This is a genomic window from Pusillibacter faecalis, assembly GCF_018408705.1.
GTDB lineage: Bacteria > Bacillota > Clostridia > Oscillospirales > Oscillospiraceae > Oscillibacter > Oscillibacter faecalis.
In genome coordinates this window covers 1,617,107-1,642,278 of sequence record NZ_AP023420.1, presented here as the reverse complement: position 1 = coordinate 1,642,278, position 25,172 = coordinate 1,617,107, and the positions used below count along the sequence as shown (strand labels likewise).

Annotated in this window: 18 protein-coding genes, 1 tRNA gene and 1 other annotated feature; of the genes, 5 read left to right on the top strand and 14 right to left on the bottom strand. The window is 57.3% G+C overall.

What is annotated here, in order from left to right:
• Positions 1 to 311: 311 nt before the first annotated feature.
• Both KJS55_RS08260 and KJS55_RS08255 read left to right on the top strand, forming a co-directional pair.
• Complete coding sequence (locus KJS55_RS08260) at positions 312 to 3,299, top strand: S-layer homology domain-containing protein (RefSeq protein ID WP_213543106.1); 2,988 nt, start codon at positions 312 to 314, stop codon at positions 3,297 to 3,299.
• A gap of 193 nt (positions 3,300 to 3,492) precedes the next feature.
• Positions 3,493 to 3,951 (top strand): hypothetical protein, encoded by a 459-nt coding sequence (locus KJS55_RS08255; RefSeq protein WP_213543105.1) that lies wholly within the window; start codon positions 3,493 to 3,495, stop codon positions 3,949 to 3,951.
• Positions 3,952 to 4,041: 90 nt separating this feature from the next.
• Here KJS55_RS08255 and KJS55_RS08250 read toward each other — a convergent pair whose 3' ends face one another.
• From KJS55_RS08250 to KJS55_RS08230, 5 genes are all read right to left on the bottom strand, one after another.
• Positions 4,042 to 7,722 (bottom strand): S-layer homology domain-containing protein, encoded by a 3,681-nt coding sequence (locus KJS55_RS08250; RefSeq protein ID WP_213543104.1) that lies wholly within the window; start codon positions 7,720 to 7,722, stop codon positions 4,042 to 4,044.
• Between the two features lie 374 nt (positions 7,723 to 8,096).
• Complete coding sequence (locus KJS55_RS08245) at positions 8,097 to 8,657, bottom strand: sporulation initiation factor Spo0A C-terminal domain-containing protein (RefSeq protein WP_187032028.1); 561 nt, start codon at positions 8,655 to 8,657, stop codon at positions 8,097 to 8,099.
• A 568-nt stretch (positions 8,658 to 9,225) separates the two neighbouring features.
• Complete coding sequence (locus KJS55_RS08240; protein ID WP_213543103.1) at positions 9,226 to 10,098, bottom strand: hypothetical protein; 873 nt, start codon at positions 10,096 to 10,098, stop codon at positions 9,226 to 9,228.
• A gap of 327 nt (positions 10,099 to 10,425) precedes the next feature.
• Complete coding sequence (locus KJS55_RS08235; protein WP_213543102.1) at positions 10,426 to 10,692, bottom strand: hypothetical protein; 267 nt, start codon at positions 10,690 to 10,692, stop codon at positions 10,426 to 10,428.
• A 16-nt stretch (positions 10,693 to 10,708) separates the two neighbouring features.
• A tRNA-Gly gene (locus KJS55_RS08230) sits at positions 10,709 to 10,782 on the bottom strand.
• Positions 10,783 to 10,978: 196 nt separating this feature from the next.
• Here KJS55_RS08230 and KJS55_RS08225 point away from each other — a divergent pair.
• Positions 10,979 to 11,140 carry a DUF6440 family protein gene (locus tag KJS55_RS08225; protein WP_187032034.1) on the top strand — a complete coding sequence of 54 codons (162 nt, stop codon included), beginning with the start codon at positions 10,979 to 10,981 and terminating at the stop codon, positions 11,138 to 11,140.
• 176 nt (positions 11,141 to 11,316) lie between these two features.
• Here the strand turns inward: KJS55_RS08225 and leuB are convergent, their stop codons facing one another.
• From leuB to KJS55_RS08190, 7 genes are all read right to left on the bottom strand, one after another.
• Entirely contained in the window at positions 11,317 to 12,387 is a 1,071-nt protein-coding gene (leuB, locus tag KJS55_RS08220) for a 3-isopropylmalate dehydrogenase (RefSeq protein ID WP_187032036.1), read from the bottom strand.
• 5 nt (positions 12,388 to 12,392) lie between these two features.
• Complete coding sequence (leuD, locus tag KJS55_RS08215) at positions 12,393 to 12,887, bottom strand: 3-isopropylmalate dehydratase small subunit (protein WP_187032038.1); 495 nt, start codon at positions 12,885 to 12,887, stop codon at positions 12,393 to 12,395.
• Entirely contained in the window at positions 12,884 to 14,152 is a 1,269-nt protein-coding gene (gene leuC, locus KJS55_RS08210) for a 3-isopropylmalate dehydratase large subunit (RefSeq protein WP_187032040.1), read from the bottom strand. Before leuC ends, leuD begins: the two co-directional genes overlap by 4 nt.
• Positions 14,149 to 15,678 carry a 2-isopropylmalate synthase gene (locus KJS55_RS08205; RefSeq protein WP_187032042.1) on the bottom strand — a complete coding sequence of 510 codons (1,530 nt, stop codon included), beginning with the start codon at positions 15,676 to 15,678 and terminating at the stop codon, positions 14,149 to 14,151. Before KJS55_RS08205 ends, leuC begins: the two co-directional genes overlap by 4 nt.
• Positions 15,679 to 15,745: 67 nt before the next feature.
• Positions 15,746 to 15,997: a binding site (T-box leader), on the bottom strand.
• A gap of 135 nt (positions 15,998 to 16,132) precedes the next feature.
• On the bottom strand, positions 16,133 to 17,821 hold the full coding sequence (locus KJS55_RS08200) for a [FeFe] hydrogenase, group A (RefSeq protein ID WP_187032044.1): 1,689 nt from the start codon (positions 17,819 to 17,821) through the stop codon (positions 16,133 to 16,135).
• 4 nt (positions 17,822 to 17,825) lie between these two features.
• Positions 17,826 to 19,730 carry an NADH-ubiquinone oxidoreductase-F iron-sulfur binding region domain-containing protein gene (locus KJS55_RS08195; RefSeq protein ID WP_187032046.1) on the bottom strand — a complete coding sequence of 635 codons (1,905 nt, stop codon included), beginning with the start codon at positions 19,728 to 19,730 and terminating at the stop codon, positions 17,826 to 17,828.
• On the bottom strand, positions 19,717 to 20,208 hold the full coding sequence (locus KJS55_RS08190) for an NADH-quinone oxidoreductase subunit NuoE family protein (protein ID WP_187032048.1): 492 nt from the start codon (positions 20,206 to 20,208) through the stop codon (positions 19,717 to 19,719). The genes KJS55_RS08195 and KJS55_RS08190 overlap by 14 nt, the downstream gene beginning before the upstream one ends.
• A gap of 528 nt (positions 20,209 to 20,736) precedes the next feature.
• On the opposite strand from KJS55_RS08190, the gene KJS55_RS08185 reads away from it, so the two are divergent.
• Both KJS55_RS08185 and KJS55_RS08180 read left to right on the top strand, forming a co-directional pair.
• Positions 20,737 to 21,171 carry a hypothetical protein gene (locus KJS55_RS08185; protein ID WP_187032050.1) on the top strand — a complete coding sequence of 145 codons (435 nt, stop codon included), beginning with the start codon at positions 20,737 to 20,739 and terminating at the stop codon, positions 21,169 to 21,171.
• Positions 21,164 to 21,655 carry a hypothetical protein gene (locus KJS55_RS08180; RefSeq protein WP_187032051.1) on the top strand — a complete coding sequence of 164 codons (492 nt, stop codon included), beginning with the start codon at positions 21,164 to 21,166 and terminating at the stop codon, positions 21,653 to 21,655. Before KJS55_RS08185 ends, KJS55_RS08180 begins: the two co-directional genes overlap by 8 nt.
• A 244-nt stretch (positions 21,656 to 21,899) precedes the next feature.
• On the opposite strand, the gene KJS55_RS08175 is transcribed toward KJS55_RS08180, so the two are convergent.
• The gene (locus KJS55_RS08175; RefSeq protein WP_213543101.1) at positions 21,900 to 22,595 is read right to left on the bottom strand and encodes a response regulator; all 696 of its coding nucleotides are present in this window, start codon (positions 22,593 to 22,595) and stop codon (positions 21,900 to 21,902) included.
• Entirely contained in the window at positions 22,588 to 25,167 is a 2,580-nt protein-coding gene (locus KJS55_RS08170) for a sensor histidine kinase (protein ID WP_213543100.1), read from the bottom strand. The genes KJS55_RS08175 and KJS55_RS08170 overlap by 8 nt, the downstream gene beginning before the upstream one ends.
• Positions 25,168 to 25,172 lie beyond the last annotated feature (5 nt).

Below are 25,172 nucleotides of genomic sequence, written 5' to 3'. Positions count from 1 at the left end.
CTATGGAAACAAAGACACATAACTATCCCTCAGCGCCCTCTTCAACAAAGCCAGCCACCTGTTACCAGTACGGTGAAGACCGTTATAAATGCCAAGATTGCGGTTATGAGGATGTTAGACCCATCTCACCTACCAACAACCATCAACCGTCCAGCGGATGGAGTTATGATACCTCCTATCACTGGCATCCCTGCACAACCTCAGGTTGCCCGAACAAGACAGGTAATGCGGCCCACATTTTCCCTGCTAACACATATACATCCAGCACCACACAGCACTGGCAGATCTGCTCTACTTGCGGCGGTGCCTCTGTGAAGTCCAACCATATTGATAATAATGGAGACGGAGCCTGTGACGTGTGTAAACAGAACATGCCGCAGAACCGCTTTACTGTTACTTTCCAAACACCTGCCGGAAGCTCTGTGATTCCTAATCAGACAGTTCTCGCTGGTCAGCGTCCGAGTGCGGTTTCTAACCCCTCTTCTTTTACCTCCGGCGGCATTACCTATACATTCTATGGCTGGATGCAGGGAACATCCAGCAACTACGTCTATACCAATCAGCAGACGGTGAATCCAGCTAATGTGGCGATTACCGGCAACACCACATTCACCGCTCTCTATAGAACCAACGGCTATACCGTAACCTTCCAGAGCCTCTCCAGCTCTGGAAATATCGCGGTCTCCAACCAGACCGTCCAAAATAACGGCTATCCCTACAACCCCAGCGACCCCTCCAAGGTCACCTTTGGCGGCGTCACTTATACGTTCAAGGGCTGGACCACTTCCTATACTGGCAGCAGCTGGTATCTCTATACCAACCAGCCCTTGGTGACTCCCTCTTACCAGCGCATCAATTCCAACGCCACGTTCTACGCCGTGTACACCACCAATGACAAGTCCACCATCTCCTACACCGCCGCAGCCGGCAAGGAGACGGACTTTGACGCTCGGGACTTCTATAACGCCTATCGGAATCAATATAACGGGACGCTGAACTATGTCACGTTCAATGTGGCCAAGAGCACCTATAATTCCTTTGAGGGAGCCGTCTATGCCGGCAACTCCTCCCTCTCCCACTCCGATCTCACCGACAGCCGCTTCTACTACGACGAGGACGACGCCGGCCGCAACGACTATGCCCTGGACGATCTCTCCCTGGTGGCCGACAAGAATGCCGACGACGACTCCATCACCCTGACCTTTACCGCCTACGGCACCTGGGGTCAGATGAGCGGCACCGTGCGTCTGGCGGTGGGCGACGCCACTGTGGACGGCAAGACCATTGTCTACCGAGTCACCCCCGGCAAGACCGTGGACTTTGACCGGGCCAATTTCAACACGGTGTTCCAGGCCTCCTATCCCAGCGAGAGCCTCGAGTATGTGATCTTCGACCGGCCTGACAGCGACGCCTTTGACCATGGCACGCTGTACAGCGAGTACGGCAGGAGCAGCTATGAGACTGCCTTCACCCGCTCTGACCTGGACGATGCCACATTCTATTACAGCAATTCCGTCTCCGGCCGGGACAATTACGCACTGAACGATCTGACGTTCGCGGCCAAGAATACGTTCCAGGACACCGTGAAGCTCAGCTTCACAGCCTACGGCGCCAACAGCAGTCACCGGGTCTATGGCACCGTGGAGCTGCGTTCCAGCGAAAACGCCAGTGACGGCGACATCACCTATAAGGTGTCCCCCGGCAAGAGCGTGGACTTTGACCGCAGCGACTTCCTCTCCTTCCTGCGGGACACCTACCGCAACGCGGACTTGGACTATGTGATCTTTGACCGGCCTGCCAGCGCCAACGATTACGCCCAGGGCACGCTGTACAGCGGTTACGGCACCAGCAGTCAGACCTCCTTCTCCCGCTCTGATCTGGATAACGCCGCCTTCTACTATAACTCCAAGGATGCCACGGGCCGCAACGACTACGCTCTGGACAGCCTGACCTTTGTGGCCAGCTCCAGCTTCAAGACTCCCATTGAGCTGACCTTTACCGCCTATGACGAAGACGGCTATGACGTGGATGGCACTCTGGTCATTCAAACGGACGGCTCCACCTCCAACTATGTGGGCAGTGTCCGCTACTCCACCACCACCGGCACCAATGTCCAGATCAATGCCAATGACATTGCCCGCTACTTCAAAAAATCCACCGGCGGAACGCTGAACTATGTGATGTTCACCGGCGTTCCCTCCACCGGCGCTCTGTACTACAACTATTACAGTGCCAGCAAATATGGCTCCACGGGCCGTACCCAGCTCACCTCCTCCAATTCTAACGCCTTCTACTTCAATCCCACCTCCACCGCTCAGTACGCCCTGACGGAGCTGACCTATGTGCCCTCCGGCAGCAATTACTGCGTCACGATTCCCTTTACCGCATATGGCACCAACGGGGTGAATGTCTCCGGCTCTCTTCTGATCAGTGTCAGCCGATCCGCCGTGTCGGAGATTTACGGCGTCACCTCCCGGAATACCGCCGTCTCCTTCCCTGCCAGCGGTTTCTACAGCGCGGTGCTGAATGCCACCGGCTCCAGCCTGTACAGCATCCAGCTGCTGAGTCTCCCCGCCTCCAACCAGGGCACCGTGTACGTGGGCAGCGGCACCTCCACCCGGGCCAACACCACCACCCAGTACACCTATGCCAGCGGCAGCAACTCTATCAGCCAGCTGCGCTTTGTGCCCGCTTCCACCTATACCGGCTCTGTGGAGATTCCGTATGTGGCTTTGAACAGCAACGGTCAGGCCCTGGCGTCCGGCACGTTCTCCCTGGGCGTGGTGAACACCCGCAGGACGTTCAGCGACGTGGGCTCTTCCAGCTGGTGCTACAAGTATGTGACCGAGCTCTCGGACGCGGGCGTGATTGATGGCTACAGCAACGGCGCCTTTAAGCCCGACAGCACCATCTCCTATGGCGCGGCGCTCAAGCTGGTGATGCTGGCCGCCGGTTATCCGGAGCAGGCTCCCACCAATTCAAGCAGCGTCTTCAGCGGCTATCTGGCCAAGGCCCAGGCGGACGGTCTGGTGACACGCGGCAATGTGAACCTGAGCGCTCCCATCACCCGTCTGCAAGTGGCCCAGCTGGCTGCCGGCGCTCTGAAACTGAGCACGGCCAATCTCTCCAGTGTGAAGCCCTTTACGGACACCTCAGACCTGTATGTGCAGGCTCTGAATGCGGCTGGGATTGTGGAGGGCTACTTCTCCAATGGTACCAGCACCTTCCGTCCCAACAACACGCTGACCCGTGGTCAGGTCTCCGCCATCGTTTGGAGAATGCAGAACTACCAGAAATAAGCAGCGCAAGGCCGCCCCCAAAAGGGGCGGCCTTGTTTTGGGCTGCGGCGGGGCGCTGCCCCGATCCCCGCCGCCTTTTGAAAAAGGCGGGCGAAAACTTTTTGTCAGGTTGCACGGAGGCGTGCAACTTTTTTGTTTGGGGCCCCTTTTATGTTACAACTATATATCACATTTTTAGCAGGAGGGGTTTTCTATGCAGCAGACCAGCCATTTTCAGCTCTCCCAGTGGGAGGGGGAGGACCGGATTCTCCGGGAGAATTTCAACAGCGACAACGCCAAGGTGGACGCGGCCCTGGCAGACCATGCCGCAGCCCTGGCCGGGTGCGGGAACTGCCGGCTCTGGGCCACCACCTATGTGGGTACCGACGAATGCGGCCCCAGCCACCCCAACCACCTGACCTTTCCAAACGGCATGCCGCTGGCGGCGCTGGTATTCAGCTACTGCGGTGAGATTATGGTGCTGGTGCCCAATGCCACCTCAACCACTTACCACACCTATATGGATACCACCTACGGCTACAACCGGATGCAGGTGTCCTGGTCCGGGAATACCGTCTCCTGGTACAGCGATCAGACTCAAACCCCCGCTTATCAGATGAACAGCCCGTCTCCTTATTACGTCCTGGCCTTCTACCAGGCGGATGCGGAGTAAAGCGTAAAAAAGGACCCGCCCCCGAGAGGGGGCGGGCCTTTTTCATCTTGTGATTGCCTTTTTACAGGCCTATATCACAAGCGTTACCAATTAGTCAGCAACCGTAAACGCAAGGGTCACGGTGCTATTGGTATCAGAGGCACTCAGAGTCACAGTAACAGGAATCTTAGTACCAACAGTCGTGGATGCAGCAATGGTGGTAACGTCCAGAGTACGGCCGCCGTCCTCAGTCAGATTCACCTGAGCATCCGTAGCAGCGGAACCGCCAATTTCAATCACAACCTTGTAGCTGCCCGCAACGCCCTTCTGCACATAGCCAGTCATCGTGCTGTCAGCAGTAGCGGTGGCCGTAGCACCGCTGGCAAAGCCAGTGGTGGCGCCGGTAGATGTAACCGCAGAGGTCACGTTGACCTGAACATGCAGGGTGGTGTTAATCTCATCACCAGCGTTCAGAGCAGTGGAGTCATTGGTGGCCTTCATGTTACCATTCAGGCTGGCAAACTCCGTAGCGGAGGGGCTGGTAAACAGGCTGGCGAAAGTCGTACCATTAGCAACCAGCTTGTTGGTGCCGTCCACCTTGATGGTGATCATCTGGGTCTTGGTGCCGTCCCAAGTGAAGTCCTGAGCAACCTCCATACCGCCAACCTTGCGGGTTGTGCTTAACACATAGGCGGGCACGCTGTTGTCATACTTCGTGTTCGTCACGGTGTAGCCCTGCTTGTTCATCTCGCTCACGATGGCGGAGATCGCCTGATCGTCAGTGGGCTGAGTGCCAGTGTAGCTCACGGACACCTTACCAGCAGAGGGATCGTTCAGCGTCACGGTCACGCCGTCGATGTCGGAACCGTCAATGCCGGTGTTGATGTCGGTCTCGGTCTTGTCATAGATCACAACGCTGGTAGCAACGCCGTTCTCGATCACAGCACCGATATAGCCCTTGAACTTGGCATTGTCGTTCAGGTTCCGAACCGCACGCTCCAGGCCGGCAGAACCACCGGTGTACTCATAGATATCGTCCATGAGCGTCACCTTGCCGCTGCTGGTCACGCTGTCCTGAATCAGGACGGTCTTGGCGCTGGGGCTCACGGCGAAGCCGCGGCTGCCGGTGGAGATGGTGGTGTCCACCTGCAGGGTGCTGCCCTTCACAGAGACCACATAGGTCTGAGCCGTCAGATCCTGATACAGAACCACCGTGTCGTTATCGTCAGAAGCCTTCTCAACATAGTCGATCAAACCGACGTACTTGGGATAGGTGCCAACGGGGGCACTAGAGTTAGCGTAGAACTCATTGGCATCCACAGTGGTGTCGCCGTTGTCCTTCTTGATCTCGGTGACTCTACGGACAGTGCCATCAGCATAGTACTTCACCTCGTACCAGCTGCCGCGCACCATGCCGCGCAGCTCGGGGTTGGAGCTGCCAGTCTCGGTCAGAGTCACCAGCTCGCCATTGACGATCGCCTCGCGGCTCCAGGTGTACTCATCCTTCTCCTTGTCATAGGACTCGCGGTTCATGCTGTCGGAGGTAACGAAAGCGTAGTTGGTGGTGGTGCCATCGTCCTCGCCGACAACCACAGCGGCGATCACATAGCCGTCGTCGTCAAACAGGGTGTACACGCCGTGAGAGATGTTAGCCTCGGCAACGGCGCTGTAAGCAGTGTCGTCCGCCTTCACGGCCTTGGCGTTCCAAGCCTTCAGATTCACGTTCTGAATGCCGGTGGAGATGCCGTCCACATCGCTGATGATGACATAGTCAGTGCTGTTGTTGTTGAGCTTCTCGGTCTCAACAGACAGGAACACAGAGTTGTCGTTGGCATACACGCGCTTGAAGCCGGTGCTGTCAGTGATACCGTTCAGGGTCACGTGAGACTTATCCAGAGTGACAAACTCCTTATCCGCAGCGCTAGCTGTGTCAAGGTTGCTGCCCTGGCCCGCCTTGTCGGTGCTGCCGTCGGCGTTCTCAAAGGTAGCCTTGCTATCGGCAATCTCAGTCAGGGTATAGACCTTGTCGCCATTGACGGTGTACTTGCACCAGGTGTTCATCAGAGCGCCGGGGGTCAAAGAACCACCAGCAGCGTTCTCGCTGTCCTTGAAGTTCACCGTTACGGTGGCCATGGTGCCGTCCGTGAAGATCACGTTGGCGTCCACGTTCCGGTTGCTCAGGTTGCTGTTGCTGCCGTCCATGCCGGTCAGGAACAGATAGTTGCTGGACTCCTCAACAACCTCCACGCCGATGGCATAGCCGTAAGCGTCCAGGTACACGTTGTAGGTGGTGTCCTTCATGTTGGTGTCGTCATAGTCGTCCAACACGTCGTCGTCATACTGGATGGCGTCGTTGTAATCATACTGCTCGCCGTCCACGGTGATCCAGGAGCCATTCTTGAAGGCGGTGATCTCCACCTCGCTCAGAACCTCGGGCTCCATGATCTCCTTGATCTCGCCCTCGGCCACGTGGACCAGAACGATATCGTCTTCCTTAACCTCTTCAATCGCGAAGTCCTCACCGGAAACAGTCAGGTCCAGATTGATGGCAGCATCAGTGCTCTTGGCAGGCAGGGCCTTCACCAGAGTCTTGTCAGAGCTGGTGCCCTTGTTCTCAAGACTCCAGACGGTGTAAGTGGCCTCGTCCTTCTTCTCGTTGTAGTCATCGGTGGCAACAGCCAGATAGGTGTTGATGACAGCGATGTAAACGTCCTTGTTATCGGTGTCCACATAGACCTGGGTCAGAACGCCGTTGCCGGTGCCGCCCACGCCCTTGGTGTTGGAGCGGAGGATGTTGTCCTCGGTGAAGAAAGCATCACCCAGAACGTTCTTCTCGGTCTCGCCGTCCACAGAGATCAGGAACTCATAATCATCAATGGTGGACTTGCCCAGCACGTCATACAGATCGCGGCCGGTGACCTCGGTGGTGAACTCCTTCTTCAGGATGTCGTGGTTGACATAGGTGCCGACGGTGTTGCCGCTATACTCCCACTCACGAGCGGGACGGCCGAAGGCGTCGGTGGTGTTGTCCAGGTACAGCTTGGGGAAGTACTCCTCAGCGAACTGAACATAGCCGTCGTCCTTGATGTTGCCGTCGCGGTTGCTGCCCTCAGACCAGTCCACGGGCTTCGCGGTGCCCTGGGAGATGACCACGTCCACGCCGTTGATGGTGGTGGTGATCTTCTGATCGTAGTCCACCATGGTGGCCTTCAGGGTGTTGAAGGCATACAGGGCGGCCTCTTCACGGGTCACCTGGTCAACGCCGTTGAACTCATCCACCAGGCTGTTGTTCAGGCCGATACCGATGGCCTGCTTGGCAACGTTGATGGACCAGTTGGCGCCGGTGTAACCCTCGTTCTCGGCGTCATAGCCCAGAGCGCCCAGCAGCATCTTCATGAAGGCATAGCCGGTCAGACCAGCGGAGGGACGGAAGGTGCCGTCCGCGTAGCCGGAGATGATCTTCTCCTTGGCGCAGTAAGCGATGTAGCCGGAGAAGGTGTTGCTGGTGGGCACGTCCTTGTAGGGAGCGGTGTCCGCGTGCAGCTCACCTGCGGTGGTGGGGCCAAGAATCAGGTTGCAGATGATCTTGGCGGCTGCCCCACGGGTCAGAGTGCCCTGGGGCTTGAAGCTGCCGTCGGGATAGCCGTCGACAACTCCAATTTCGGAAATCACGGCGATGGCTTCATCATAATTCTGATCCTCGTCGTCCGTGAATTCCTTGGCGCCAGCGTTGATCGTGACGAGAGACATCATCATGGTCAGTGCCAGCACCAGAGAAAGGAACTTCTTCATGGTTTCCTCCTTTTAGATTTAGCGGAAATTACCGCCATTTTTGTCGAAACGTTGTGCTGTCGGGTCTTTTTCCGGCGCACATACCGTGGCTAGCCGACCCCGTATCTGTGCCGGGATGGACCATCCAGTACTCCGTTCCGCACGATGAATATATCACGGCGTCAACCACAAAGTCAATCGTGTATCATATTTTGTAACGCGACTGTAACAAAGCAGTCAAGTTCTGGATTTCAAACCCTTTATTTTTTGCGCTTTTATTTTTAATATGTAATTAAAAATTTGTTTTTAGTTGTAACATAGATTCCAGGTCAAAAAAAGCTAACGGCCGCAATGCTTTGCGCGCCGCAGCCGTTGGCCCTCTTCTTGTTTTGACGTTAATTTTTCATCAGATCCAGCAAATTGCCGAGAAGATACCGCTCTTCAAAGACCCTGACCGGAGTCTGCTCCTGGTTGAGCCGTTGGACAAGCCGCTCCACCGTGTCTAAATCCTTTGTGATGGGACTTGTCACCACATGATACTCAGGCTCTTGAATTTTGGCGATAATGCCGTAGCCAGCCCCCGCTGCACTCTGCCACCGCCGGTAGGCAATCTGCTGTTCCGGTGTCCCCGACTCTCTCCATACGTATTCAGCCAGACGAAACACCAGCTCCTTCGGCGTGGGCGGGTCCACGGTCTGACGGCCGAACACTTTCCAGAGCTCTTGATGGTCCCCATGCTCCCAAATGTCCGCTGCAACTCGAGACAAGGCCTTGGAAAGCGTGCTCAGTTCTTTTTTCTCCTCCATCATGTCCACAACATCTGCCAAAATGACCTTCATTTTGGGCTCTTGGGGCTGATAATGGCGAGCCGCTTCCACCGCGTAACACAGAATCGTATAGCACTCCCGGTTCCGGTGCCCGCTGATCCTTGCGACGATTTGCTTGATCTCCTTCATCCGGAGTCCTCCCCTTTCTGTCATACATACCTTATTTTATTATATTTCTCTTCTTTTTACAGTAGTTTCGACAAACTTGGACAATTTTGGACATTTTTTCTATAACTCGTCTTTCAGAATCCTTTCTGATGTCACACTCCTGTAAAGAAAATGCGCAGCAGGTTGCCTCTTTGGGGGCGTTCATTGCTTGTACAGGCAGGCATTTCTATCATATTCTGAAAAAAACGCACGGATTGTAGAATCGTGGCAAACTTGCAAAAACAGAGCTGTAACATTTCGCATTTGTATCTGTCGTCTGTCCCGCGCGCAGAGTCTCGCGCCATCTGCCCATCTTAACAGCGAAAAACCGCCGCAAGCGGCGAACCGCTTGCGGCAGGCTGTGTGACTGCGGCGCAGGGACTCTTTGCGCCGCAGCACGTCTCTATTTTACGACGCTGCGTTTATTTTAAGGGAGGAGCGGCAATCTCTCTCCGTCCTGTCTGGATAACCCAATCTGGACATCCGGGAGTCAGGCATCCAGTGGCCCCCCGCCCCAAGGGGTAATCGTCCGAATCCATCATGCCGCTTGTCAAACGTATGAAACCCCGGCTTTGTTCAAATCTTCAATGATGGAGCATAAATCCTCACTGTGACTATTGACCTCCAAAACTAAATTTCTAACTTGGTTGTCACCAAAAAGCCGCCCTAAAGAATCCAGAAAGGCCGCCTTTAACTGCATATCATTGTTAAAGTATGTATTTAAATCCCCGCAATGTGAGATGCGTCTGCTGTGGGAAGTGCGCTTCCCCCATATATGAACGCCGCCAATATATTGCCGTATCTCTTTTAATTCCTCTAATAGCGCGCAAATTTCATAGCTTCTTTTGGGCGTCACCTGATGTGCAGTGTATAGCTGCGGAATATCGAATGCAATGCGAAGCTTTAAATGCTCCGATTCAATCCATGCGCAAAGCTCTTTGATCTGGGGCGCTGTTGAAATAAGAAACCGTCCGCCGCGATATCTCGATCCGCAGCGGTTTTCAATGAGAATATCAGTTTCCTGCCATCTGCTTTTGATCTGAGTTTCAAAGACTTGATATATTTCAATAAATTCTCTCATAGAACCTACATAATCATGAAACGGAGGATGAATCTCAATGACGCTTGGTGCCGGCATGTTCTTGGTCAGTTTCATCAAAAACGCAGCAAACGATTCCGCCCATACCTCATTTTTCCAAAGCTGGGGAATTCCATCCTGATTTGCTCGTACAATTTCAGGATATTTTTGAATCAGTTCACTCTGAAAAGTCCGTTTTCCATAACTATATTCTGTATGGAGGGAGTAGGGTAACGTTGGGAAAACACGTTTCACATCAAAGTGTCCGGCGACTTCTTCTAAATGGAGCGGAATATAAGACGGATACTTTTTTTGATGATAGCGAACCATTTTGAATAGAATCACAAAAACACCACCCTGATCCATATTGTGAGTTTATATTACCATAAGCGTCAAAAGAAGTCGACGTTCTAATCCGCTCTACAACGGAAGGCAGCACACATGCTGTCCAACGGCATGATGGCAGAAAAGGTATCAAGCATGCGTCCACAGAGTAAATCCCATGGCCAAGCAGATAGAGGCCGCAATCCAAATCTCCTTCCATCATGCGCAGATATTTCAGTGGCCCACCGAACCGGATTTTCGTCCGGCGGTGTGGTTGACACTGTAAAATTCAAAGCCGTCCATCGCCGGAGAATGGCACAGAGTCAGCGGTGATAGCGACCAGAGCTGTCATAAGCGCGCCTGCAAGCAAACAGACGGCGGGAGTACGCCCTTCGCGAAAGAGAAGAAGCAGCGGATGACGCTCTTCTTGAAAAAAAGACGTCGGAACAAAGCGGACTTTGCTCCGACGTGGAATATCGTAACAGTATTGATGCCGCCCCCCAGTTTCACACCCAAAACCAAATCGAAGCCCAGCGGCAGCGGGTTCGATTTGAAAGGAGGAGCCGTAAAATGAGCGCGCTCTGGCTTATAAAATAAGCCGGAGCAAGCGATCATGACGCTTGCTCCGGCGTGGAGCGGCTGATGGGAGTCGAACCCACCTATGCAGCTTGGGAAGCTGCCGTTCTACCGATGAACTACAGCCGCATTTAAAATGTATTATACCAGAGCCAACTGGAAAATGCAAGAGAAAAAATACCTGCTCCCTTTTTACATTTGGACTGATGGCTTTTTCAATTTCACGATGCGTTGATTACAGCAGAAAGATATGATAAAGTAAATTCGGAAGATATAAGACTATGAAAAAGTATGAGTACCATTTCATTTAAAAGGAGGAAGCCCTATGGAGCGTTTTAAGAAGACTTATCAGCAAGGCACTATTGATGTGATTGAAATTTGGGTCGATACACAAACTGGTGTAAATTATGTCTTTCATAGAAATGGAAATGCGGCGGGATTTACCCCATTGCTGGATAAAGAAGGAAAACCGGTAGTAACTTCATAAGATGATAAACGATCGTTGATCGGCCTGTGTGATTTGGAGCGAATCTCCCCCCGTCGAATAGATGGAGGGAGATTTCTTTTCCCCAAAAATCAGTCCAAAAGGGAGAATATCTGTCTTCCCACGGCTCCCTCAGGGGGCGCTCTGGGGCGTGCCGCCGGCACGCCCCAGAGTATCCCTTAGAGATTGGCGGCAATTGCCTGTCCCATGCCAGCGCAGCCCACGGCCGTCTTTCCCGGCTCCAGGATATCACCGGTCCTCAGGCCGCTCTCCAACGCGGTGTTGACGGCGGCCTCTACTGCGTCCGCCTCGGCGGGCATGTCCAGGCTGTAGCGCAGCATCATGGCCGCAGCCAGGATCATGCCGATGGGGTTTGCCTTGTCCTGCCCGGCAATGTCCGGCGCGGAGCCGTGAATCGGCTCATAGAGGCCCCGGGTCCCGTCGCCTAAGCTGGCGGAGGGCAGCATGCCGATGGAGCCGGTAATCTGGCTGGCCTCGTCGGAGAGGATGTCTCCAAAGAGGTTCTCCGTCACAATCACGTCGAACTGGCTGGGGTCCCGGACCAGCTGCATGGCGCAGTTGTCCACATACATATGCCGCAGCTCCACCTCCGGATACTCCGCCGCCATCTCGTTCACCAGCCTACGCCAGAGCTTGGAGCTGTCCAAGACGTTAGCCTTATCCACAGAGCACATGCGCCGGCCGCGCTTCATGGCGGTCTCAAAGCCCACCCGGAGGATGCGGCGGATTTCATGCTCCCGGTAGATCATGAGGTCGGAGGCCGCAGTCTCGCCGTTTTCCTCCCAGGTCTTGTGCTCGCCGAAGTAGGCCCCGCCGATCAGCTCCCGCACCACCATGAAGTCGATGCCCCGGTCCACAATGTCCGGTCGGAGGGGGCAGGCCCTGCGCAGCTGAGGAATCAGCTGGGCGGGGCGAAGGTTCGCGTACAGCCCCATGCCGGAGCGCAGGGCCAGCAGCCCCTTCTCCGGACGGATGGCGGGGTCTATGGTGTCCCATTTCGGTCCCCCCACGGCGGAGAGCAGGGCCGCGTCGCTCTCCAGGCAGGTCTGGAGGCTGGCGTCCGGCAAAGGGACGCCGAAGGCGTCAATCGCGTTGCCGCCCATAGGCGCCTCCGCATAGCGGAAGGTATGGCCGAATTTCTCCGCCACCGCGTCCAGCACCGCCAGGGCCTGGGTCATAATTTCCGGGCCAATGCCGTCGCCCCGGATGACTGCAATCTTCTTTTCCATGCTCCTTAGTCCTTTCCTGCCGCCTTGATGGAGGCCATCAGGCCGCCCTTTTGAATCATATCCTTGATGAAGTCCGGGAACGGCTCTGCCTGGTAGGTCTCGTTCTTGGTGACATTGGTAATCACGCCGGTGTCGAAGTCAATTTCTACCTGGTCGCCGTCGTCAATGCCGTTGCTGGCGGCCTCGCACTCCAAAATGGCAAGGCCGATGTTGATGGCATTGCGGTAAAAAATGCGGGCAAAGGTCTTGGCGATCACGCAGGAGACGCCGCTGGCCTTGATGGCGATGGGCGCGTGCTCCCGGGAGGAGCCGCAGCCGAAGTTCCAGCCGGCCACCATGATGTCGCCGGGCTGAACCTTTTGGACAAAGGAGGTATCAATGTCCTCCATGCAGTGGCTGGCCAGCTCTTTTTCGTCCTGGGTGGCCAGATACCGGGCGGGGATGATGACGTCTGTATCAATGTGGTCCCCGTACTTGTGGACGTGTCCTTGCGCTCTCATGCTTCCATGACCTCCTTTGGATGGGTGATATGGCCGGTGACGGCACTGGCCGCCGCCACGGCGGGAGAGGCCAGATAGACCTCGCTCTCCACGTGGCCCATGCGGCCCACGAAGTTGCGGTTGGTGGTGGACACGCACCGCTCGCCGGCAGCCAAGATCCCCATGTAGCCGCCCAGGCACGGGCCGCAGGTGGGGGTAGATACGATGCAGCCCGCGTCCAGGAAAATGTCTGTGTAGCCCTCCTGCATGCACTGACGGTACACCGCGGGCGTTGCGGGAATGACGATGGCCCGAAGGCCCGGCGCCACCTTCCGGCCCTTGAGCACCGCGGCGGCAGCGGCCATATCCGCGATCTGGCCGTTGGTACACGAACCGATCACCACCTGGTCGATGGCGATGTCGCCGCCCTCGCTGGCGCTGTGGGCGTTCTCCGGCAGGTGGGGATAGGCAACGGTGCAGTCGATCTCATCCAGGTTCAGCTCAATGGTCTGCTCATACTCCGCGTCTTCGTCCGCCTCAAAGGCGGTCCAGGGCCGGTTCACCCGACCCTCAACATAGGCCCGGGTCACGTCGTCCACGGCGAAGATGCCGTTTTTGGCGCCAGCCTCAATCGCCATGTTGGAGATGGTCAGGCGGTCGTAGATCGTGAGGTTCTTCAGCCCCGGGCCGGAGAACTCCAGGGAGCGGTACAGGGCCCCGTCCACGCCGATCCTGCCGATCAGGTGCAAAATCACGTCCTTGCCGCTGACATAGGGCCGCAGGGCGCCGGTGACATGGACGCGGATAGCGGCGGGGACCTTGAACCACGTCTCGCCGGTGGCCATGGCCGCGGCCATGTCCGTGGACCCAACGCCTGTAGAGAAAGCCCCTAAGGCGCCGTAGGTGCAGGTGTGGGAGTCAGCGCCGATGCAGGCCTCGCCAGGGGCGATCAAGCCCTTTTCCGGCACCAGAGCGTGCTCAATCCCCATTCTTCCCACGTCGTAGTAGTTCTCCAAATCGAAGCGGCGGGCAAAGGTCCGGCACTGCTTGCACTGGGTGGCGGCCTTGATGTCCTTGTTGGGTGCAAAGTGATCCATAATCATCACCACCCTGCTCTTGTCAAAGACCTGGTCAAATCCCGCCTTTTCAAACTCGTTGATGGCAACCGGGGAGGTGATATCGTTCCCCAGCACCATGTCCAGCTTCGCCCGGATCAGCTGGCCCGGCCGCACCTCGGAAAGTCCCGCATGGTGGGCCAGGATTTTTTGTGTCATTGTCATGCTCATGACGCCTGTTCCCCCTTCTGCCGCTCCACGGCGGCAATTTTATTGATGCCGTTGACATAGGCCCGGATGGAAGACTCAATGATATCTGTGGAGATTCCGGTGCCGGTGTAGAGGCCGCTGCCGTAGTGGACCTTCACCACAGCCTCTCCGATGGCGTCCTCTCCGTCGGTCACGGCATTGAGGCTGAAGCTCTCCAGGCCCACATCCATCTGCGTGATGCGGTTGATGGCCTTGAAGGAGGCATCCAGCGGACCGGTTCCGATGGCCACTTCCTCCACCTCCTGCCCGTCCCGGCTCATCTTGACATAGGCGGTGTTTGGAATCCCCTCGCCCACATTGACCACATGGCTCAAAAGCTGCCAGCCGCCGGCGTCTTTCTGGCCGCGGTTCAGAACCAGAGCCTCCAGATCAGAGCTGGTGATGGTTTTCTTCTTGTCCGCCAGCTTTTTAAAGCGGGTGAAGATGACGTTCAGCTGCTCGTCGCTGACCTCATAGCCCATGTCCTCCAGCCGCTCCCGCAGGGCGTGCTTGCCGGAGTGCTTGCCCAGGACCATGGTGCTCTTGGGGATGCCGATGTCCGAGGCCTTCATGATCTCATAAGTCTGGGCGTTGGCCAGAACACCGTGCTGGTGGATGCCGGACTCATGGGCAAAGGCGTTGGCCCCCACAATGGCCTTGCTGGGGGGGATGGGGACACCGGTGATGCTGGAGAGCAGCTTGCTGGTCTTGTAGATCTGCTGGGTATGAACGCCGGTCTCGGCGCCGTAGAAGCCGGCGCGTGTATGAAGCGCCATGACAATCTCCTCCAGGCTGGCGTTGCCCGCCCGCTCGCCGATGCCGTTGACCGTGCACTCCACCTGGGTGGCCCCGGCCCGGATGCAGGCGAGGGTATTGGCGACTGCCATCCCCAGATCGTCATGGCAGTGGGCGGAGAGGTCCACGTTCTCCACACCCCGGACGTGTTCCTTCAGATAGCGGAACAGGTCGTACATCTCCTCCGGCGTACAGTAGCCAACGGTGTCCGGAATGTTCAGTACGGTGGCCCCGGCCTCCACAGCAACAGAGCAGCACTCCGCCAGAAACTCCCGGTCGGAGCGAGAGCCGTCCTCGGTGGAAAACTCAATGTCGTCACAAAGGCTCTTGGCGTAGGACACGCTCTCCCGAATGCTCTCAAGCACCTGTTCCCGGGTCATCCGCAGCTTATATTCCATGTGGATTTCACTGGTTGCGATGAAGAGGTGGATGCGGGGATGCTTCGCCTCCTTCAAGGCGTTCCAGGCGGCGTCGATATCTCCCTTGGCACAGCGGGCCAGGCTGGCCACGGCGCAGTTTTGGACTGTTTTTGCAATGGCCTCCACACTCTTGGAGTCCTCGGGGGACACAATGGCGAAGCCCGCCTCAATTACATCCACGCCCAGAGCGTCCAGCTGCCGTGCCATGTCCAGCTTTTCCGAGAGGTTCATGCTGCAACCAGGGGACTGCTCGCCATCCCGGAGCGTGGTGTCAAATACCTTGATCCTTTTCATCTTCTCTTAACCTCCTTGTGGTGATTCGTGGTTCCGGACAAACAAAAAAGCTCTCGTCTCTCTACAATAAAGAGACGAAAGCTCACTTCCGCGGTACCACTCTTGTTGATATCATTGCAATATCCACTCTTCACATCAGCCCCTGGGGGGCGAATGCCGCCTCTATGATAACGGTGAGGAACCCGGTCGCACCTACGGCCCAATGGGCTTTCAGCTGACTGCTCAAGGGCCAGTAAGTCCGCTGTCCGCATACCGCCTCACAGCAACCGGCGGCTCTCTGAAATGCTCGCAGTGACGTTTTCCCTGTCATCGCATTGATCGTTATTGAAATTAAACTTACACAATTTCTCCCGGTTTGTCAAGAGGGAATTTTAATTTTTTTGATCCCAGGCAGCCCTGTCACAGACCGGGAAAGGCCGGGTATGGCATCCATACCCGGCCTCTGTTCAGAGCGTCAATAATGCACGTGAAGCAGCTCGTGGGTGCGGCCCTTCAAGGGTCCGGCCAGCAGCTCTCCCACAATGGGGTTGCGCTCAGAGCGCTTGATAAGCGCCGTCCGGTCCGCCTCATACAGGCCCTCCGCCCGCTGATGCTTGGCAGGCAGCAGTCCGTAGGGCTGGCCCGCGCCGCCAACGCACCCGGTCTTGCAGGTCATGACTTCTACCAGGTCATAATAGGCGGTGCCCGCCTCGATCTCTGCCAGCAGCTTTTTCACATGTACCAGGCCATGCACCACGGCGATGCGGAGAATCCGGTCGCCAACAGGCAGGGATACCTCCCGAATCGCCTCGCTGCCGCGAAGCCCGGAGAACTGAATAGCCTGGAGGGTGTTGCGGGATTTGTCCTCCACCACCCGGCGGGCAACGGCCTCCGCAACGCCGCCGGTGGTGCCGAAGATCGTGGCGGCGCCGGTACCCATGCCAAAGGGCAGGTCCGGAGACTCGCCCTCCAGCTCCGTGAAGCGGATGCCGGACTCCTTGATCATGGTGATGATCTCCTGGGTGGTCAGCACCAGGTCCACGTCCGGCCTGCCGTCATGCTGGAATTCCTCCCTGGCGGCCTCCATCTTCTTGGCGGTGCAGGGCATGATGGCAATGTGATAGGTGGTGCGGCCGTCCTCGGCATCCTTGGCCTTGTATTGATCCTTCAGTACCGCCGCGAACATCTCCATGGGGGACTTGCAGGTGGAGACATGCTTGAGGTACTTGGGGTTCTCCTTTTCCAGATACTTGATCCAGGCGGGGCAGCAGGAGGTGAACATGGGGAACGGTCCGCCCTTTTTCAGCCGTTCCAGGAATTCTGCCGCCTCCTCCATTACCGTGAGGTCCGCGCCGAAGTTGGTGTCGTACACCTCGGCGGCGCCCATCATTTTCAGGGCTGAAACCAGCTTGTCCAGGGCGTTGACACCGGGCTCCAGGCCGAACTCCTCGCCCACGGCCACCCGCACGGCAGGCGCAATCTGGAACACGACCCGTTTCTTGGGGTCATACAGCTCCCGCCATGCCTTGCCGATCTCGTCCCGGATGGTAATGGCTCCGGTGGGACAGGCCGCCGCGCACTGGCCGCAGCTGATGCAGCTGGTGTCCGCCAGCTTCCGGTCAAAGGCGGGGCTCACCACCAGGTCGCTGCCCCGGTGGGCAAAGTTCAAAATCGCCATGCCCTGCATCTCGTCGCACACCCGCACGCAGTCGCCGCAGAGGATGCACTTGTTGGGGTCCCGGACGATGGCCGGAGAAGAGCGGTCCTTCTCATAGGCCGGCCGGGTGTCCGGAAAGCGGACATGCCGCACGCCGAACTGCAGCGCCAGGTCCTGCAGGCGGCACTTGCCGCTTTTCTCGCAGGTGGTGCAGTCCCGGTCGTGGGAGGCCAGCATCAGCTCCAGAATCATCCGCCGGTGTTTTAAAAGCCGGGCGGTGTTGGTGCGGATTTTCATGCCGTCCCTGGGCTCCATGGAGCAGGAGGTGTCGATCTTGCCCTTTTCATCCTCCACCACGCACATCCGGCACGCGCCGAAGGTGGACAGCTCTGAGTAGTAACAGAAGGTGGGCATGTCGATCCCGGCCTTCCGAATGACTGCCAAAACGTTCTTCTCCCCGTCGAAGGGCACCCGCTGGCCGTCGATGTACATAATTCCTTTCGCCATGGTTTCAGCCCTCCTTGCTTGCGGTGATGGCGCCGAAGGGACAGATGGTCACGCAGGCGCCGCAGTTGATGCACTTCTCCGGGTCGATGACATGGGGCTGTTTGGGCGCGCCGGAAATGGCCTCCATGGGACAGTTCTTCCGGCACTTGCCGCAGCCCTTGCACTTGTCCGCCTCCACCACAGGGTGGGGCTTTTCCCGATTGCAGATGGGACAGTGGTGGTCCACCACATGAGCCAAATACTCCTCCCGGAAGTATTTCAGCGTGCTCTGCACCGGCTTGCAGGCGCTCTGCCCCAGGCCGCACAGGGCCGTGGAGGAAATGGTGTCTGCCAGCTCCTCCAAAAGGTCCAGGTCCTCCATAGTGCCCTGGTTTGCGATGATGCGGTCTAAAATCTCCAGCATCCGCTTGGTGCCCTCCCGGCAAGGGACGCACTTGCCGCAGGACTCCTTCTGGGTAAACTCCATGAAGAAGCGGGCGGTCTCCACCATGCAGGTGTCCTCGTCCATGACCACAAGGCCGCCGGAGCCGATCATGGCGCCGATGGTCTTCAGGGAGTCAAAGTCCAGCGGCAGGTCCAGATGTTCTTTGCTGGCGGTGGTGGCGCCGCCGGAGGGGCCGCCGATCTGCACGGCCTTGAACTTTTTGCCGTCCCGGATGCCGCCGCCGATGTCGAAGACCACCTCCCGGATGGTGGTGCCCATGGGGACCTCGATGAGGCCGGTGTTCACCACGTTGCCGGTGAGAGCAAAGGCCTTGGTTCCGGGGCTGGTACGAGTGCCGATGGAGTGGTACCACTCCACGCCGTTGCGGATGATCAGCGGCACGTTGGCAAAGGTCTCCACGTTGTTGAGGACCGTGGGCTCCGCCCAGAGGCCGTGCTCAATGGTCCGGGGCGGCTTGACCCGGGGCATGCCCCGGTTGCCCTCGATGGAGGCAGTGAGGGCGCTGCCCTCGCCGCAGACGAAGGCGCCTGCGCCCATATTCACATGAATACGGAAGGAAAAGTCCGTGCCCATGATGTGGTCGCCCAGCAGGCCGTAGCTCTCCGCCTTGGCAATGGCCTTTTTCAGCCGGTCCACGGCCAGCGGATACTCCGCCCGGACATAGATGTAGCCCTGGCCGCTGCCCACGGCAAGTCCCGCGATCATCATGCCCTCCAGCACGCTGTGGGGGTTGCCCTCCATAATGGAGCGGTCCATAAACGCGCCGGGGTCGCCCTCGTCGCCGTTGCAGACGATGTACTTCTGCTCGGACTTCTGCTTTCGAGCGCCCTCCCACTTGCGGCCCGCTGGGAATCCGCCGCCGCCGCGGCCCCGGAGTCCAGAGTCCGTGATGGTCTTGCAGATTTCCTCTCCGGACATCTCGAAGAGGGCCTTTTCAAAGCCGGCGTAGCCGCCCTTGGCGATATACTCCTCAATATCCTCGGCGTCGCTGCTGCCGCAGTTTTCCAGCACCACCCGGTGCTGCTTTTTGTAGAAGGGGATATCCTCCTGCCGGGGATAGGCCACGCCGTCCAGGTGGTATACCAGCCGGTCGATGACCTCTCCGCCGAGAACCGTCTTTTCCAGAATCTCGTGGCAGTCCTCCGGCTTGACATGGATGTACATGACGCCCATGGGCTCGATATGAACCAGCGGACCCATCTCGCAAAAGCCGTGGCAGCCGCTCATCTTCACATGGAGGCTCTTCTCCTCGTCCGTGTCGTGCTTTAAGCCCACATACACCGCAAGGCCCCGGCTCTCGCACTCGGCCTTGATGTTTTCATAAATCTTCATGGCGCCGCCGGCAATGCAGCCGGTGCCGGCGCAGATCAAAACAGAGGGGACCTGCTCGCTCTGCTTAAGCGCATTCCGGGCGTTTGCCTGAAACACATGGAAACTGTCCCGTGTCAGCTTAGTCTGCCGCATGTACGCTCGCCTCCTTTTCCCGAATTTCCTCCAGCAGCGAAAGCGCCGCCTCAGGGGTCATTTTGGAGTGAACCTCGCCGTCAATGGTCATGACGGGGGCCAAACCGCAGGCGCCGAGGCACGCCACGGTTTCCAGGGTGAACATCCCGTCCGCGGAGGTCTTTTTCTTCCCGGACAGGCCCAGATAATCGTGAACCGCGTCAAAAATCGGCTGAGATTTACGGACGTGACAGGCGGTGCCGGCACAGACCTTGATGATGTGCTTTCCCTTGGCTTCCAGGGAAAAATTCTCGTAAAATGTAGCCACACTGTAGACCTTGGCTGCGCTGATGCCAAGCTTTTCGGCCACGAGGGTCAGCGACTCCTCGCTGAGGTATTTGTACTCCGCCTGAATCTCCTGTAAAATTGCAATCAGGTTGGACTGGTCGTATCCGTAGCTCTCTAGGATACGATCAGTCCGCGTCCGCTCGCTGCTCATTGGCAAACCTCCCTATATTGATGATAATCTCCTTGTTACCCCGAACTAAAAACAAGCGTGTGTAACGTTAACATTATAGCGATTTTGAAACATATTTGCAAGCAAACTCGTTAATTTTTTGTTAAAAACTCGACTTTTTGCAAAAATTTTGAAAAAACGTTTACTCGGTGCAATTCGTTAAAGTCTTTGTGAAAAAAAGTTCTGTTTTGCTGTGCTAACGTACAGCAAGCAGCCACGGCGCGTCCTTTTCCTGCCCTGGGGGATGATCGGAAAGAATGCTTCGCCTGCATTTGCCTCGATACCGGCATGTTGAATTGCGCATGAAGCGTGGCCGCTCCTCCCCTTCCCTCCAGGATTGGCACGGCCGGGCCCTTCATATCAACCAGCTCTTCACACGCAGGATGCCCACCGCAAAAAAGATTCCGGTTTGGCTGCCGTTGCACCACGCTGTACAAGAAACCGCCCAGGGGCACATATTTCAGAGCACGCTTTTGCGGGCACAGAATTTTGACGGCGAAGGAGAATGCTATGAGCTATTATGGAGCACATTGGAGGATCGACGGGGTGACGGCCGCTTTCATCATGCGGGGAGACAGAAACGGTCGCTACCGCATTGTATTTGAGCGGGAATCTGCAGAATTGCCTCAAATTGAGTCCATTAACTGGGCCCAGCCATCTGTGGAGCGCCTGACGGAGGCCGGAGAGTTTGGGCTGCCGGAGGGGTATGGCTTTGAGTTGGTGAAAATCACATATGACAGCGCAGTCAAAAGCTATACCGTGGAGGTAAAAACAGCACGGCAGTATCTGGGGGATGTGACTGGCTACCAGGCCCAGGTGGAAGCGCTGTCGAACACCCTGGCAGCCAGGGAGCAGCAGGTTGAGGAACTGCTGGCCAGCAGTACCGCCGCCGCAGAGGCAGAGCTGCGTGCCGCCTATACGGAGGGGGTGGAGCACAATGGCTGAGATGTTGGCGCTGGCCAAGGACAAACTCCGGGCGCAAGGAATGGCGGATGCTGCGGCGCTGGCGCAGCGGGCTGTGTCCGGTGAGGTAGGAAACGCAGAGTTGCTGGCAGGAAAATCCAAAATTCCCACCTGGCGTCCCAGATCCTTCCTAACCCCGGAGACGCCTGTGGGGAAGCCATACCAGTGGGAGGATATTGTCTACAAGCTGCTCCAGCAGCATGATGCCTCCAGCCAGCCGGATTGGACCCCAGACAAGGTCCCGGCGCTGTGGGCCGCCGTCTCCCCGGAGGAATCCGGCACCAGAGCGGACCCCATTCCCGCAGTCCGGGGAATGGAGTACCAGTATGGCCGGTACTACCTGGACCCGGAGGATTCCAAAATTTATCTCTGCAAGCGTACCGGCGAGATGGATGGCGGCAAGGTCATTCTGCAATACCTGCCCCACGAGCTCATCGGGCAGTACTTTGAGGCGGCACAGCCGTAACCGGGGCAGTCGGTTTCGGCGCTGTGTTCCCTTGCCTGTCCAAACACGCGCTGAAGCTGCGCAAAAGCGGGTGGATGTCCCGCTTTGTCCTGCCAGCGCGCCAGGCTGAGAACGGCTTTGGCGGTTCCCCCCCAAGGGCCTGGGGCCGTGCCCAGCAAGTAAAGAGAGTCCGCCGGGAAGTTCCCGGCGGACTCTCTCTTTGTTGACAGGCTTGATGAGCAGCGCCTTCCATGGGCGGCGCCGCTTACTCCAGTTTCAGCATCCGGTATCCAACGCCGATATGCGTCTGAATGTACTGGGGAGCATCCGGACCCTGCTCCAGTTTTTTACGCAGCGTTGCCATGAACACGCGCAGAGAGGCGATGTCGTTTTCCCAGCTTCTGCCCCAGATCTGCTGGGTAATATAGGTGTGCGTCAACACCTTTCCCACATTTTTCGACAGCAGGCACAGCAGTTTATATTCGCTGGGCGTCAGGTGCAGCTCCTGCCCGTTCAAAAACGCGCAGCCCGCGGCATAGTCGATTTTCAGCGCCCCGTTGGTAAACACAGACTCTGTGCTCACCGTTCCAGGGACTGCCAGGCGGCGCTGGGTCACGCGAAGGCGCGCCAGCAGTTCTTCCACAGAGAACGGTTTTGTGAGATAGTCGTCCGCCCCTGCGTCCAGCGCGTCAATCTTGTCCGTGTCTTCGCTGCGGGCGCTGATAACAATGATGGGGAGATTGGACCAGGATCGGACCCGGCGGATCACCTCAACCCCATCCATATCCGGCAGCCCCAGGTCCAGCAGCATGATCTCCGGATTGTGTGAGGACGCCTCCAAAATAGCGCTTTCCCCATTGGAGGCGGTTAAAAACCGATAGTCGTGCGCTTTGAGCGTTGTAGCAATCAGGTTGCGGACGGGAGCATCGTCCTCAACCACTAAAATCAAGGGTTTATTCATGAAGCTCTACCTCCCCGGCTGGTACCGAAAATGTAAAAATCGCTCCGTGCGGTTCATTGTCCGCAACGGTAATCTCTCCGTTATGCGCATGGATAATGGATTTGCACAGTGCCAGCCCCAGCCCCAGACTCCGGCGGCTGTCCGCCACCCGATTGGAGGCGCTGTAAAACATGTCAAACACATGGGGCTTGGCCTCATCCGGGATTCCCGGCCCATTATCCGCCACCGATACATACACAAATTTTCCCTTCCGCTTGAGCTCAATGATAATTTCAGAGCCTGGCGGCGTATATTTAATGGCGTTGTCTATCATGTTGATGAGCACTTGGACAATCAGTCTCGCGTCAATCTGCACCAGAAGATATTCCTCTGAGCTGCGGACCGACAGATGATACTCCGTTTTCCTGCGGTTCACATGCCGCAGCGCCTCTGACACCACCTCGTCCATCAGCTCCGTGGACAGGCGCAGATTCATGCGCCCCTCCTCAATCCGGCTCACCGACAGCAGGTTTTCCACCAGATTGATCAGCCACATGGCATCGTCGTAAATATCCGCATACATGCGCTCCTTGGTCTCCTCGTCAAAGAGCTTCCCGTTGGAGAGCAGGTTGCTGGCATTGCCGGAGATGGAGGTCAGCGGTGTCCGCAGGTCATGGGAGATGGAGCGCAGCAGGTTGGCTCGCAGCTGCTCGTTTTTTGCCAGCACGGCGGCCGCCTCTTTTTCCTCCGCGTTTTTCTGGTTCTCCATGGCCAGAGCGCACTCTCCAAGCACAGAGAGAAGGAGGCTGCTCTCAAAGTCATCCAGCGGCTTCTCACCGGCCGCAATGCCCACCACGCCATAGATGGTCTCGCCAGTTCTGATGGACAGGTACAAGCACCGGGAATCCGCAAACGTCTCTGTCGCGGCTCCGGCACGCCGGTTATTGTTCAGCACCCACCGTGCCACCTGCCGCTCCTGTTCCGACACATAGACGTCGGAGGGCCGAGAGTCCTCCGCATAGACAATCAGGGGCTCTGCCAGCTCCCCATGCTCCGCCTGGTATACAACAACGTCCCGCTGAAACAGCTTCACAAGCTGCCTTGCACTCACATTGAGAATTTCCGGACGGTCCTTGGCCCTTTGCAAACTCTGGTTCGTCTCAAACAGGACCCTGGTCCGCCAGGCTACCTGCGCGGATTTCTGAGCCAGGGCTTTCAGCCGGGCGGCCAGAGAGCCCGTCAGCCATGCGGCGGCAAACATGATAAGAAACGTGACTGCATAGCTGCTGTCATAGGCGTGCAGGGAAAGGCGCGGCTCGGTAAAGAAAAAATTAAAGATCAGAACGCTGGCCACAGAGGAAAGAAAGCTGCAGATCGGGCGCCTTGTGGCAATGGCAATCAGCATTACGCTTAAAATATAAACTGTAATGATATTGGCCTCTGTAAAGCCAAGGTGGTAAAAAAGCCAGCCGATCAAGGTCGCCAGAAGCAGCAGTCCCGCACTCTTGGTCAAATCACGCAGCGGCAGAGACGGCGGCTGCGGCCGGCTCCAGCGCGGAGGTGCGGCGCCTCCCCCGCTGTCCGGAATGATATGAATATCCAGCTCTGGCAAAAGCGCAATGAGCTTCTCCGTAAGCAGGGGCCTCCGAAACAGCATCCTTCCCGCAATTCCGCTGCGCCCGAGCACAATTTTTGTCACGCCGGACACCCGGGCAAACTCCGCGATCTGATCGGGAATATCGTCTCCATAGACGGTTTCAATGGACGCGCCCAGCTGCTGAGCCAGGTGGATGTTTGCCCGCAGCCTGTCCCGATCCTGGGCGGCCATCCGCGGAAAATCTCCGGTCTCTACAAAAAGCGCGGTAAATGGGCAACAAAATGCCCCCGCCATCCGTGCGGCGGTCCTTATAATCTTTGCATTGGAGGCCGCCGACGAAAGGCACACCAGAATGTGTTCACCAGCCCGGTACTCCGCCTGTTGGCGCCCCTCCCTTGTGCCTTGGGAAATACGGTCCGCACAGCGGCGGAAGGCCAGCTCCCGCAGGGCGCTGAGCTGGGTGAGCGTGGGAGCTGCGTCCCAATCGCCGAGCTGTTCCCGCAGGTCCCTGGGGTCCATGTCCACAAGCTCTACCCGGTCTGCCTGGTCGAACACCCGGTCTGGAATCCGGTCTGAAACCGGGCTTCCCAAAATCGCGGCGACACGGTCCTGCAGGCTTTCCAGGTGCGGGATGTCCAGGGTTGTGAATACGTCAATTCCCGCATTCAGCAATTCCTCTACATCCTGATGCCGTTTTTTGTGACGCCCTTCTTGGTTGCGATAGGCCAGATTCTCCACCAGCAAGAGCCCCGGTTTTCTGCGCAGAGCCGCGTCCAGGTCCAGTCTTTCCGGGTTTTCCGCCTGCCACAATCCCTCGAAACTCCGCGCCTCTGGGCATTCGCAGCTGATGGCAGCGCCAGCCACCACATCCGTGCCGGACTGTCTGGCCCTGTCTGCTGCTCGCAGCATGGCGGCGGCTGTTCCAATGCCTGACATATAGCCGGCAAAAATGGTCAGCTTCCCCGCCCGGCCTTCCGGCTGTACGGCGGTTTCCATCGCAA

What these genes read in the sequence shown, in the direction of transcription:
- KJS55_RS08250 (WP_213543104.1), bottom strand. Translation starts at nt 7,722, where the DNA reads ATGAAGAAGTTCCTTTCTCTGGTGCTGGCACTGACCATGATGATGTCT.
- leuD (WP_187032038.1), bottom strand. Translation starts at nt 12,887, where the DNA reads ATGAGAGCGCAAGGACACGTCCACAAGTACGGGGACCACATTGATACA.
- leuC (WP_187032040.1), bottom strand. Translation starts at nt 14,152, where the DNA reads ATGAGCATGACAATGACACAAAAAATCCTGGCCCACCATGCGGGACTT.
- KJS55_RS08190 (WP_187032048.1), bottom strand. Translation starts at nt 20,208, where the DNA reads ATGAGCAGCGAGCGGACGCGGACTGATCGTATCCTAGAGAGCTACGGA.
- KJS55_RS08255 (WP_213543105.1), top strand. Translation starts at nt 3,493, where the DNA reads ATGCAGCAGACCAGCCATTTTCAGCTCTCCCAGTGGGAGGGGGAGGAC.
- KJS55_RS08185 (WP_187032050.1), top strand. Translation starts at nt 20,737, where the DNA reads ATGAGCTATTATGGAGCACATTGGAGGATCGACGGGGTGACGGCCGCT.
- KJS55_RS08170 (WP_213543100.1), bottom strand. Translation starts at nt 25,167, where the DNA reads ATGGAAACCGCCGTACAGCCGGAAGGCCGGGCGGGGAAGCTGACCATT.
- KJS55_RS08225 (WP_187032034.1), top strand. Translation starts at nt 10,979, where the DNA reads ATGGAGCGTTTTAAGAAGACTTATCAGCAAGGCACTATTGATGTGATT.
- KJS55_RS08195 (WP_187032046.1), bottom strand. Translation starts at nt 19,730, where the DNA reads ATGCGGCAGACTAAGCTGACACGGGACAGTTTCCATGTGTTTCAGGCA.
- KJS55_RS08245 (WP_187032028.1), bottom strand. Translation starts at nt 8,657, where the DNA reads ATGAAGGAGATCAAGCAAATCGTCGCAAGGATCAGCGGGCACCGGAAC.
- KJS55_RS08205 (WP_187032042.1), bottom strand. Translation starts at nt 15,678, where the DNA reads ATGAAAAGGATCAAGGTATTTGACACCACGCTCCGGGATGGCGAGCAG.
- KJS55_RS08175 (WP_213543101.1), bottom strand. Translation starts at nt 22,595, where the DNA reads ATGAATAAACCCTTGATTTTAGTGGTTGAGGACGATGCTCCCGTCCGC.
- KJS55_RS08180 (WP_187032051.1), top strand. Translation starts at nt 21,164, where the DNA reads ATGGCTGAGATGTTGGCGCTGGCCAAGGACAAACTCCGGGCGCAAGGA.
- KJS55_RS08235 (WP_213543102.1), bottom strand. Translation starts at nt 10,692, where the DNA reads ATGATCGCTTGCTCCGGCTTATTTTATAAGCCAGAGCGCGCTCATTTT.
- KJS55_RS08200 (WP_187032044.1), bottom strand. Translation starts at nt 17,821, where the DNA reads ATGGCGAAAGGAATTATGTACATCGACGGCCAGCGGGTGCCCTTCGAC.
- leuB (WP_187032036.1), bottom strand. Translation starts at nt 12,387, where the DNA reads ATGGAAAAGAAGATTGCAGTCATCCGGGGCGACGGCATTGGCCCGGAA.